This is a genomic window from Mesorhizobium sp. M0045 (genome assembly GCF_040323385.1).
In the GTDB taxonomy this organism is placed as follows: Bacteria; Pseudomonadota; Alphaproteobacteria; order Rhizobiales; family Rhizobiaceae; genus Mesorhizobium.
In genome coordinates this window covers 21,590-33,098 of record NZ_JAMYUY010000010.1, presented here as the reverse complement: position 1 = coordinate 33,098, position 11,509 = coordinate 21,590, and the positions used below count along the sequence as shown (strand labels likewise).

General features: G+C 54.4%; 10 protein-coding genes. All 10 read right to left on the bottom strand.

Translation table 11 applies throughout. The features are described from left to right. Positions 1-235 precede the first annotated feature (235 nt). A complete protein-coding gene (locus NKJ72_RS17260) occupies positions 236-1,534 on the bottom strand; it encodes an O-antigen ligase family protein (protein WP_352478492.1) in 1,299 nt (432 codons plus the stop codon). 252 nt (positions 1,535-1,786) lie between these two features. Continuing rightward, positions 1,787-2,557, bottom strand: a complete 771-nt coding sequence (locus tag NKJ72_RS17255; protein WP_352478490.1) for a methyltransferase domain-containing protein — start codon at positions 2,555-2,557, stop codon at positions 1,787-1,789. Between the two features lie 204 nt (positions 2,558-2,761). Next, the gene (locus NKJ72_RS17250; protein WP_352478488.1) at positions 2,762-3,514 is read right to left on the bottom strand and encodes a class I SAM-dependent methyltransferase; all 753 of its coding nucleotides are present in this window, start codon (positions 3,512-3,514) and stop codon (positions 2,762-2,764) included. Then, entirely contained in the window at positions 3,511-4,683 is a 1,173-nt protein-coding gene (locus NKJ72_RS17245) for a glycosyltransferase (protein WP_352478486.1), read from the bottom strand. Before NKJ72_RS17245 ends, NKJ72_RS17250 begins: the two co-directional genes overlap by 4 nt. Then, positions 4,680-6,005 carry a polysaccharide pyruvyl transferase family protein gene (locus NKJ72_RS17240; RefSeq protein ID WP_352478484.1) on the bottom strand — a complete coding sequence of 442 codons (1,326 nt, stop codon included), beginning with the start codon at positions 6,003-6,005 and terminating at the stop codon, positions 4,680-4,682. The genes NKJ72_RS17245 and NKJ72_RS17240 overlap by 4 nt, the downstream gene beginning before the upstream one ends. A 4-nt stretch (positions 6,006-6,009) precedes the next feature. Continuing rightward, positions 6,010-7,557: a lipopolysaccharide biosynthesis protein gene (locus NKJ72_RS17235; protein ID WP_352478482.1), complete on the bottom strand. Its 1,548-nt coding sequence runs from the start codon at positions 7,555-7,557 to the stop codon at positions 6,010-6,012. 160 nt (positions 7,558-7,717) lie between these two features. Further along, entirely contained in the window at positions 7,718-8,320 is a 603-nt protein-coding gene (locus tag NKJ72_RS17230) for an acyltransferase (RefSeq protein ID WP_352478480.1), read from the bottom strand. Beyond that, complete coding sequence (locus NKJ72_RS17225) at positions 8,320-9,492, bottom strand: glycosyltransferase family 4 protein (protein ID WP_352478478.1); 1,173 nt, start codon at positions 9,490-9,492, stop codon at positions 8,320-8,322. The genes NKJ72_RS17230 and NKJ72_RS17225 overlap by 1 nt, the downstream gene beginning before the upstream one ends. Before the next feature lie 45 nt (positions 9,493-9,537). Next, positions 9,538-10,656 (bottom strand): glycosyltransferase family protein, encoded by a 1,119-nt coding sequence (locus NKJ72_RS17220; RefSeq protein WP_352478476.1) that lies wholly within the window; start codon positions 10,654-10,656, stop codon positions 9,538-9,540. A gap of 63 nt (positions 10,657-10,719) precedes the next feature. Beyond that, positions 10,720-11,487: a glycosyltransferase family 2 protein gene (locus tag NKJ72_RS17215; RefSeq protein WP_352478475.1), complete on the bottom strand. Its 768-nt coding sequence runs from the start codon at positions 11,485-11,487 to the stop codon at positions 10,720-10,722. Positions 11,488-11,509 lie beyond the last annotated feature (22 nt).

Sequence of the window (11,509 nt, the reverse complement as noted above, 5' to 3'; positions counted from 1 at the left end):
CTAATCTCGACACAGAAAACGCCGCGCTCTCCCGCGTGTGCTTTGCGAGCGGATGCACAGTCGTGGTTAATGGTGACAATCCGAACGCTCGAGGAGGTGTGTCAGTGGATAGAAACCCTAGACTAACCTTTGGTCGCCTCGTTTGGGGCCAGCAATGATCTTGTCGAGACCAACTGTTGAGGTGGAGGGTTGCTGGTTGTGCTTAGCGAACAATTGGTCGATGATCACGTGAAAGTTAACCACGCAGCGGAAGACGCCCCGCTCGACGTGCCGCTTCCTTGCGAGGTGCAATGGGAAATCCACCGTACCAAACCGCAATAGTAAGGAAGGACGTAATCCAAAACCCAGTCGCTCCCCATATACCTCCACTAACAAAATTACCCAATGCCTCTCTAAAGAACATCACGGCGGCAAAGGTTGCCCATATCGTTGAGTTTTCATCACGAATAATTCCGACCGCCGAACGTATTGATAATATAAAGTGAATGAAGAAAGGTATAGAGCCGACAAGGCCAACAGACATCAGCGATTCTAAATAAATATTGTGCGGGTAGTAATGCGTCTGGAGCTCGATGACGTAACGTCCAACAAACGGGTGGTCTAAAAATTGGTTCCAGGCGCCGGTGAAGGCGATAACTCGCAGCCTATTTGACAGGTCTGAATCAAGATCACTCCGTGACAACTGAGAGGTGACAATGTCGACTAGATCGGGACGAAGCAGAAATCCCAAAATAACGCCCGCCAGGCCTAAAGCGGACACAATCCACACACGGCGCCCGCCCTTTAGCAACAGCACGTATAACAGAAGCGCGCCCGAGCCCGCGAGATAAGGCCCGCGCGACCGCGCGTAGACGATTACCAATGCCAACGCTGGAACGGCCAATACTGCAAGGGCTTTGATCCATACAGAACGCCTGAAAGACAGGACAAGAAAAATCAAATATGAAAACCCGAGATGACCCAAGGCTATTGGGTTTACCCTATCCATCGCCATCCTCACAGCGGAGGTTTCTACAAGGGTATCCAAATTCCTTAACATGCCAAGCAACATCAAGAGTAACAAAACAATCGTTACAGCAATGAAGTCACTATCCTTTATACCTCGGTAACGTGTTGAAATTGCGTATGCGGGAATAACACCGCTAGCTAAAAATATCCCCATGACAACCGCGGTACCGTTAGCGACTGTAACGCCGGAAATGAAAATGTTTTCATAAAGACGCAACGTGTATATAAGTAGGAATGCGGATCCAGGAAGCAGTACAAGGTCTAGTCGCGAAAATGGGCGGGGTGCTCGTCTTATGTAAGCAATGGCGACCAATGCAACCAAAAACAATCTGATAAAGATTGACAAGGATTGATTATCGTCCCCGTCCGAGCTTATCATTGTCGACAACGAGTAAAACCCAAACATTGCAACCGAAAAAGCTGATCCAGTGGAGAACGCGGCTGAGAATACCCGCTCCACAAACGACGTTCGCTTGCCAGAAAAGACATCGCGCCGATTCAGGTCCCGGTACTGCGCAGATGCCATGCTGAAGCTCCTGGGTTTATCGTTCATCGTCGATCTTAATATCGACGCCCAAGGCGCAGATTTTGGGCGAAATGCAGTGACACCCAGGAGCCAGGCCGCGGGTCATAACCGCCGCAGTTGCCCCGCGAGTGTCGGCAGAGAATAGACCGCCCCATAGCAATCGTCCGTTAACGGGTCCTCTGCTGCTCGTATCCCCTACCCTGCCTGAGGAGGTCAGCAAGTCGGGGCCGATAAGTTGAGTTAGGCAGAATTTCAACAGGGTAGCATCCCCTCACTCTTGCTGGTGAGTGGCTTTGTAGCACTGATCACGAATCCGGAACAGAAGAAGCGCCAGTTCCGGACTGCGCAAAGATTCTCGAACAAAGCGACAAAAAGATAGGCCGGTAGCAAGAAAGCGAAATAATCGCTAGCGCGGTAAAATGACATGACGTCTACCTGCTCAAATCCTTGTTCCCGAAACAGCTTCGCCATGTCCGAAGGAGAACAATGGTCAAAAAAGGCCGGGTAGCCGGTAACACCGACTGCAGACGGCCGGAGGTGCGGGATGAGCCGTTTTTGCAAAACGGGTCCGACAAGCCGCAATGCCATCGAATAGGGGTGCCATTTCGACGGAATATAATGGTGCATCGCGCCACCTGGCCGTAGCGCCAGATACATCGCACGGGCTGCCGCCCTGTTGTCCGGTACATGTTCCATTAATGTGATCGAAATCAGCATATCTGCCTCGACATCGATCGGCTGCTCGATCGACTGAACGAGAAATCGGTCGTAGATGTTGTAGCAGTCAGGCCTCTCCTCTATATCGAGACCGATATAGATAAAGCCAATGCCGCGCTCCAGAAGCGGCCGATCGATGCCGCCAGCCTCAAGGATCGCTGACGGCCTTAGGCGCTCAATGTCGTGGGCGATACGACGTTCGAGTTCTGCCTTGTAAGATGGCGCGCCAAAAATTCCGGGAAATTGACGCTCGAGCCATGCTGCAGCGTTCCTGTTCCAGCTGATAAATGTCTTGACAATCACCACGAAAACCGTCCCATTTCTCCAAGTCTACGCAACAACTACCTGGCCGCTATTCCGCGCGGACGCCGCACAGATGCTGCATCGTTGGTGCCTCGATTGTGGACCCCAGTCAGCGGAGCCTTGTGACTCTGTTCTGAGTCTCTCAACAATGTTTCTGAGCTCTCGACGACTCCGGTCCGGAGGCGCCAGTATACGCGGGCCACATGTTTAGCCTCCCCCCGACGACGGTGGGGCCGACACTTTTTCAGCTACCAGAAGATAGCCCATCGGCATGCTCTCGCGAGTCGCAAGCCCCAGTTTCTTGATAGGTGGCACGGCACGCATCAGCGTAGTAAGCCAATAGACCAAATCGGCGATCCAAGGCCGAGTGGACACGGCCTTCGTGGCAAGATCGGAAAGAACATCTGTGACGCCGCCATAGGACGACAACTCGATTGTGCTTAAGCCAGCCTTCACCGCCATCCGCTCCAATGCAAAACGGGTGTAGCGATGGTAATCGTGAGGGACCTCGTGCAGCCAGTAAAGGAACGGCGCGCCGAGTATCAGCTTACCGCCAGGCCTCAAGGCCCGGGCTGCACTGTCGAGCAACGCCTGCGGCGTATGCAAATGTTCGATAACATCGCTGGCGATGATCGTATCGAAACTCCCTTCCTCCAGAACCAACTGCTCGTTGAGGTCCGCGAACAGGTCCACATAGGCAGTGCCGTGTGTGCTGCCCGGCCAATCGACGCAGAACACATCACTGACATAGTCGCGGTAGATCCCGTAAAGCGGAACGGCCCCACAGCCCAAATCGGCGAGACGGCCCTTAGCATGAGTAGCGACCGCAGTGGCATAGACGGACGCCAATCGATCGGCGATCAAGCGCGACCGCGCCGGTACCTCCTTGCGATTCGAGCGCCAAACGCCCTTATCCGTTCGTTCGAACTTTGTGGGCTTCCACAGGTCGACATTTTTCATAGAACCTGGCCTTCAGCGAAGTCGAGAGGTTTCGCCATGGCCGGCAGCATCATGGCATGTCGAAGAAGATCGCGCGTGTGCCGTTGCGTGAAATGATCCATCACACGCCGTCGCCCGGCATACCCCATCTCGGCAGCACGGCGAGGCTCTTCCAAGAGCCTAGCAAACGCCTTTGCCATGCTTTCGATATCGTGTTCGTCTACAAGTATGCCGGTCTCACCATCGATAACAGCCTCTGGAATGCCGCTGTGACGCGTCGCCACAACGGGGAGTGCGCTTGCCATGGCCTCCAGGATCGATACCGGCAGGCCTTCCATATCCCCATTGCGGGCCGCCACCGAATGTTGCACGAAGATTGCAGCATTCTGCATCATCCCCTGAACAAACTCTGTGCTTTGATAGCCATGAAAGACGATACGGTCCGACAGGTTTTCCTGCCTAACCAATGCCTCACACCGGGCCATGAGAGGCCCATCCCCAACCAAATCAAGCCGCCCCCCGGGAAACCTTGAAGCGATCCGGGCGAACGCCTCGATCACCAGGTGCGGTGATTTCTTTTCAACAAACCGCCCTACGAAAAGGAGCCGACCGCTTTCGCGCTTCGATGATGTGAAGCGCTCGGGCAAAACTCCGCATGGACTGACATGCAGTTTCTCATTCGGACAGCCGATTTGAAGCAGGCGATGGGCGATGAAACGTGATGGCGTGATGATGCCGTCAGCGCTGGCGAAGAGACGCCGGTAACGACGTCGCCACAAGTGCTTCCTAGGCATCACGGTAGAATCCGCCCCATGAGCGTGGGCGTATAGTCGCACGCCGGCGCGGCGACAAGCGGGAGCAAACAGCGCACCCATCGTCAGATACTCGACAAGGACGGCCTCCACATTGTGAGCCTTGAAAAATTCGACAACTCTGTCTTCATCCCTCCTCGACATCCCATCACGGACATATGCAAGCCAGCATAGGCGCGTCACATTGGCGATGCGGGCAGGTAGCCGGCTAAGCGGCGACGGCCCCGGAACCCCGGAAAGAACCGGATAGCCGAACTGATCGGAACCATCGGGCCCCTGGCAGACGAGCACAGTCTCACCGGGCGCAAGGTGGCGAACATGATCTCGGATAAAGGTCTCGGAAGGCGTGTTGAAGAATTGCGAAACAACCGCAATCATGACACCGTCTCCGGCTGCAATTCCACCGGTGCAAATCTGTTTTTGAGAATACCGACAGTGGATTGAGCACTATCACGCAACTCAAGCGTCCCCCGCCACGATTTTTCTGTTATCGATTCCTGATCCTGCCACCAGCGCTCGACAAGAGCGCGAAAACTATCCGGCTCAATCCTATCGATGAAAGTTATGTATTCCTGCAAATCAAGCGACTGGAAAAGATCCGCGGTTTTCCTCTCATAGCAGATCGGCAAGACTGAAACGCCGCGGCACAGACACAGAATGCACATATGCATGCGTGTGCAGATAGCGCCATCGAAGTCATCAATCTTGCGGAGCAATGTTTCAGTGTTCCTGAACTGCGAATCGACGACTACGCTGTCTCGAACGTGATCTGGTAGGTATTTCAAGACATCTCGCGCCGTGTCCGAGTCGTTGAAACGGTACTCAGGAATCCCCTGACAAGTCGAAACAAACGTCACTTCGGCCCCAGCCTCCTCCACGAGCCACGCTGCGGCCCGAGCTACCGACTGGTGGTACTTCGCTCGGCCAACCTCCAAGCCTCGTTCCCCGAAATCCGCCCATGGCCGCACAGAAACAGCGATCCTTGGCCGCCGTCCCGGGGTCGCAGCCCGCGATACTGCGCGACGTTTCTCGATCTGGTTCTGGTCCGTCAGAACGAAAACGCTGTCTGCCACTGTCTCAATGTTACCTCTGTATCCGGTGAGCTCTTTCGCAAAAGCCATGGATTTTTGGTCTCTGACCAGTATGAGTGGGCTTTTTCTCAGAACGATCGCAAGTCGGCGGAAGATGCGATCGTCGCCAAACGGACCCATAGATTGCGTGAAAAAAATGGGCGGCTTTCCGAGATAAATGTCTCTCGCATATTCTGGCAGACGGAGTGCAACCGATCCTAGATGTTTCTTTGAAAGGTACGTGCCGCCTGTCGAAACAATAAGATCTGCGGTGATGTATTCTCGCAAAGCCCGAGCCACCGTTCCTCCATATCCAAGATATTTCAACCATCGAAAATACCGCTCAATAAAAGTCATTGCGATTATAATCGAATAAATCAACTTGAACTCTAGTCGTCCTTTGGTCAATCTATTCACCAATCGAACAGCTATGCTCTTACGAATCTGCGCGGAAGGAAAACAAATAAATTTGCTTTCCGGATAATACCTTGCAGCGACTTTCTCGTCCATGTCCGCAAAAACGACCTCAACATCGTCTCCGAACGCGGTCCTGAGAATGCGTTTTGTTGCGACTTGGATCGCGGCGTCTCCGCCATTCAAAAAAACCGTTGTTTCAACAATTATCTTCAATGATTTAGGTCCTCAGACGTTCGTCTTTGTCCAGAAAAAGCCGCATGTCCCCTAACATGGAGCCGGCGAAACGATACGGAGCAACGACAAAAATTGCATAGATTGCGATCGCGATTGTCGAGTTCAACACGATGTTGCCCCCGGCTGGCAGAAATAAGGTGCCAGATGAGAGGCCGAACGAAATCCCAGAAAAGTGAAACAAGGCGACGACCGCAACATAAGCAAAGAAGAAGGGGGCGGCGGCCTTCACAAGGTCCGCAAATCTAAGCTTTGTGTCTCTTGTTGCATAAATCCAAAGTACTGGGGTAAATACCCAGGACGTGACAGACCACGCAAGCGCAACTCCAGAGGCACCCCATTGAACAGCAAATAAGAAGGCCGCAAAGCGAATAGCCGACGAAAAGATAGAAAACATAAATAGCTCGCGAGCTCGACCCACAGAGATGAGCGCCCAGCCACCAAACTGACCGGAAATACTCGTAATGAGGGACAACGAAAGCACCATCAAAATAGTACCGGACTTCGACCAGTTCTCTCCATAAACGAGCGCTACAATTTGTTCCGCATTGATGGTGATGAGTATACACAATATCGTGTTCATCATGAGTGTAAGTCGCATAGCGCTGAGGTAGGTTCTAGCCCACTTGTCGGGTTGGGCTTGGAGTCGGCTCAGCATTGGAATGATAACCGAGCCAATTGGTCCACTGACGAGCGTTATCGGCAACATGAACAAAGAGTACGCCCGGGTGTAGAATCCGAGTTCGCCGGTACCGGATTTCCAGCCGATCAGCACATTGTCAGATTGGCGGTTGATGTAGCTTGTGAATTGGGATCCACTGTAATGGACTCCAAAATTAATAGCCGATCTTGCATTTTTCCAATTCGCGACCTTGGTCGGACGCCAAGGTGACAGCATCCACTGGGCGACCGTACCAACCAAAGCCGTGGTGAGCGTCGCCGCAGCGAGGGCCCAGTATTTGAAATCCCAGCCCCATGCCATTGCAATACCGACAGCAAATCCACACAAGAGACTGCCAAGATTCACACTTTGCAATGACATCCAACGCATGTTGCGAACCAACAGCGCTTTGTGCTGCGCACCGGTCGCAGTGATCGGAATGGCTACCGCCAGAACCAGGATAAGGTGAAAAACGCGAGGGTCATTAAAGAGCCAGGTTGCGACCGGCGCCATCAGCCATGTCAGCGGCATGAGAGCGAAACCGACGCCAAGATTGACGAAAAATAGAGCGCTGATGGTGTCATGATCAACCTCCTTGCGCTGGATGGTCACCATCGACAGACCCAAGTCGGCGAAGACTCCGACAAACGCCGTGGCGGACGCTGCCATGGCCACCAGACCGAAGTCATCGGGCTGGAGCAAACGTGCCATCAGCGCCATGTAGCCGACTTGTGTGAGAAGAATTAAAGCCTGGGTGCAGAGGGCTATGATCCCTCCAGATGCTGTGCGTCTCCCGAGATCCCGCGTTAAATGCTCATTAGACAGTGCTGAATCTATCGATGTATCAGAACGATCGGATGGGCCCTTCGTCACAAGAACAGTCCACTGCGCAATTGTCGGCTGGCCACGGGGCCATTCGCGTAGCTATGTGGCATATGCCGCAATCTGCTTCGCCCGCAACATGCTATGGTTATGCAGGACGTTATCACTAAACCGTTGCCGGCCATCGGGGCGATGTTGACGAAACAGTTCATCATTCAATCGACCCCGCATGCGTCAGTACCAGGGACCGTATGACCTTGCAGGGCACGCCGCCCGCCAGGCAATCCGGCGGGATGTCGGAAGTGACGACGCTCCCGGCGGCAATGACCGAGCGTGCACCAATCCTCACCCCTTTCAGGACGGTCACGTTGGCGCACAGCCAGACATCCTCCTCGATTACGATTGGCGCGGAAAGTGTACCCCGCCCTTGCCTCCGGTCCAGATAATCGACGGCGTGAAAGTCTGTGTCGAAAATATTGCAGTTCACTCCGACCAGAACATTATTTCCAATTGCAATGTTCTCGACACAAAAAATAGACGCTCCGGAAATCCCAACATTGTCCCCTATGCAGAGTTTCCCTGACGACCCAACAACCAGCTGAGTGGGATGATTTACACCGGCTCGATTGAACCTCGATTTGCTGACAATGGTTACGTGATCTCCGATCTCGAGGACGCCCGCCCCTCCTAGCCCAATTGGCCCGAGCACGGACAAGTGGCGGGGCCGCTTCCTGCGCCTCACCGCAAACTGAAGCGTTGCAAGTGCGTTCCAGAATAGGCGCTCACTTCGATCAAGTAACTTAAAGGGAGACATCAACGGCCTGATTCTGACAGATCGCGATAAAGCGTTTGAATTGCCGCGACGTTTTGATCGATGTGGAACCTGGCCATTGCGAACTGGCGTGCGCTCCGCCCCATAGCGAGCCGGGTATCGCGCCGGCAGAGTTTTTCGATGGCTTCGAGAAGACCGCCGGAAGAGGACATTTCAAAGCTCAAGCCGGTCCTACCTTCTTCGATCAGCTCAAGCAGATTCGGCAAGCGGGTCACCAAGCCCGGGCGTCCCGCCGACGCTCCCTCGAAAATGCACCGAGCACTGTGACTTGTTAGAAAAGGTGCAATGACGACATCACTGGCCGTGAGAACGGGAACGATGTCATCTATGAATGGCATGGCGCTGCAGCGGCGGCTTGCGTTTATCGCCTCCAATGCTGCTTTTCCATAGCCTTCTTCGTTTTTTCCAAAACCTGCAAATACAAACCGAGCGCATTCGGGAAGGTTTGTCTCAAGCGAGTTGACCGCCTGTACGAACGGCAGAATGCCATTCGACTCCGCAATTCGTGACAGTGAGAGGAATATGACATCGCCATCTCCCCATCCAAATTTCCGCCTCAACTCAGCAACGCCTTCGTCCGGCGTACGGAAGAGACCGCTATCAACACTATTGTAGACAACCGATGCCGGGGTAGCGGAAGCGCCGACGCTATCCAGACCTGCTATGTCGATAGCAACGAAATAGTCGACGTGCTTCTTATTTAAATGGCGAAGAATGTTACCCCACCAGTTGTGCAGGATCGGTTCACGGACATGCGCAATAACGGGGATTGAGGGGTCGGCGTCATGCGCACCCTTGGCGGCGGCTACCATACAGGTGGAGTTCAGGTGAACAATGTCCGGCCGTATCTCACGGACTAGCTTCTTCGCACACCTGACGAGAAGTGGAAAGGACAGTATCGCGTGTATCTTCGATTTCAAGTCCTTGCAGGGCGCGACCGTCGATGCGTGGAAAGGACGAATGTCCCTTTCCTCGATTACCTCTGCCCCTGCATCTTCGAACAGTTGGCGAACGCCAGAATTACCTGGGCGAAGCGGCATCGCAACTATTGGAGAGAATTCTTTGCGATCGAGCGATTTTATCAACAATGCCAAACTCTTCGGCGCACCTCCCAGCGCGGTCGCATGATGAAAGTACAATACTTTCTTCACCATTTATGGGCAGCCACAATGACTCGGTCCGGGTTGTAAGTGAAGGCATCAGGCTTGGTCATGCCGCTCACTCGAAGAATTCGGCGTCGGTATGCGTAACCCGTCCAAGGCGCGCACTGTGGAGGAGATGAAATCATTGCGCCACGACCCGATCCTGATTTCACGTTCTTTTGCTGCCACCGTCCCCCGGTCTGCGTTGGCAATCTTGTTTAGCTCAGTTGCCGCCGCATCACAGTCGCCAAAATCGATTGCGTGGACCGGAGCGTCTAGCTTCCGAGCTGCCGTCTCGATCAGGGAGCCACGGCGCACGATCGCGGGAACGCCAAATTGCAGCGCCCGGCCAAAAACTCCCGACGCCTGATCGTATCTCGGATCGTAGCAGGCCCACACTGCGTCGGCGACGCCGTACAGGCTTTCCCACTCGGCATCGGTGAGCCGCCGGTCAATATGAATTCCCCCCATCGATCTGAACCGGGAAGCCAATGCCTGCTCCGAATTCGCCGTCCCAGCGCTTATGAAACACAGGCGTTGGGCGATATCCGGGTTGGCCTCGAGAATTTCGACCATGAAGGCAAAGCCTTTGTGCACCGAGGCAGCACCAAGCCAGCAGACGATCGGCCGACCGGCAGCCAGGCGGTGGACTTCAGTCGCCACTGGCGTATGGCCGGGCTGCCTCAAGACGTGACCGTCGTGCATGTCCCACCACTGCGGATCGTGAAGGCCGACATCGACAACGCTGCCATATTCCGGAGCCAGACTGAGAGGTATGATACTCGCGACCGTGACCTTTGGCACAAGCCTCAGAACAACAAAAATGCTTTTCTTAAGAAATCGCTTGAAGTTGAAGGGTCCGAAGCAGGACTGCGGTCCCAAGAACAATGCAACCGTCGCCCTTCCAAGAGTCGCCCGCCGAAGAGCTATCGAGGCAAAAGAAACCAAGTCGTCATCGAGGGTCGCAAAAAACAGACGATCGGCCGCCAGCAGTCTTTTTTTAAGAACCCGTGACATTGGCCCCAATACAGGAGACAGGCCCAAAACCGGTCCCAACAGGTCAACATAAGACTGCCTGTGTCCTGAACCCGATCTCACATATATGATACCCATGCTTTGGTGGCGAGGCTCTGCTGCACTTCCGATATCTGCATTGGACGGCTTGCTGTCGTTCACGGCGTACCGTCCCGCTTCACTGCGTCCGATGAAATGCCGCCCCTATCGACCACCGCCAGGTCTCTATCCCTTCGACTTGAGAGGTTGTTTCGACAAGAATTGTCCCAACTTCCGTGCCGGCTTTGCAATAAGCGCATAATCGACCGGGCCTGATCCGAGCCACCGGCGTCGGGAACGCAGCGCTTCCAGATTATGCCCAAGGTGCGAACGGAAGCTCCTTGTGCTGGCTCCCCCGATCATCATGTCGACGAGGACCTGATCGATTGTCGCTATCCTGAATCCGTGGAGCTCGACGGCTCTCAGCATCCAGTCGTAGTCGGAGGAGACTTTGAGTGACAGGTCGAACGGCCCGATTTGTTCTGCGACGGCGCGCCGGACATAGAAGGTCGGGTGGGCAGGCATCCAGCCCGAACGGAACCCATCACGGGGTCTTGGCTCTGCCCGCCAGCGCCGGACCACCCGCTTGCTTTCATGGTTTTCAACGAAGTCGAGGTGGCCGTGGACAATATCGCTTTCAGCAAGCACCTCGCTGATCTTGCCGAGCACGGAAGCGTCATGAAATACATCGTCCGCGTTAAGGGCTCCGATCGCCTCCCCCGTGCAAAGCGCCAGCCCCTTGTTCAACGCGTCATACATGCCGCGGTCGGGCTCGCTGATGACCTGCAATCCTTGCCCAGCATAGGAGCGGACAATCGCGAGCGTCTCGTCGGTCGAGGCACCGTCGACGACGATCAGTTCCTTGTCCTCGTGATCCTGGGCAAAGAAACTGTCGAGCGTATGACGAATCGTCGCCGCCGAATTCCAGCAGACCGTTAGAACGGAAATCTTCATCTTCGCGGGGGACTCGTAGCGG

Excerpts from the sequence above, each read along its gene's own strand:
- NKJ72_RS17260 (WP_352478492.1), bottom strand. The coding sequence starts at position 1,534 with ATGGCATCTGCGCAGTACCGGGACCTGAATCGGCGCGATGTCTTTTCT.
- NKJ72_RS17250 (WP_352478488.1), bottom strand. The coding sequence starts at position 3,514 with ATGAAAAATGTCGACCTGTGGAAGCCCACAAAGTTCGAACGAACGGAT.
- NKJ72_RS17245 (WP_352478486.1), bottom strand. The coding sequence starts at position 4,683 with ATGATTGCGGTTGTTTCGCAATTCTTCAACACGCCTTCCGAGACCTTT.
- NKJ72_RS17230 (WP_352478480.1), bottom strand. The coding sequence starts at position 8,320 with ATGTCTCCCTTTAAGTTACTTGATCGAAGTGAGCGCCTATTCTGGAAC.
- NKJ72_RS17225 (WP_352478478.1), bottom strand. The coding sequence starts at position 9,492 with ATGGTGAAGAAAGTATTGTACTTTCATCATGCGACCGCGCTGGGAGGT.
- NKJ72_RS17215 (WP_352478475.1), bottom strand. The coding sequence starts at position 11,487 with ATGAAGATTTCCGTTCTAACGGTCTGCTGGAATTCGGCGGCGACGATT.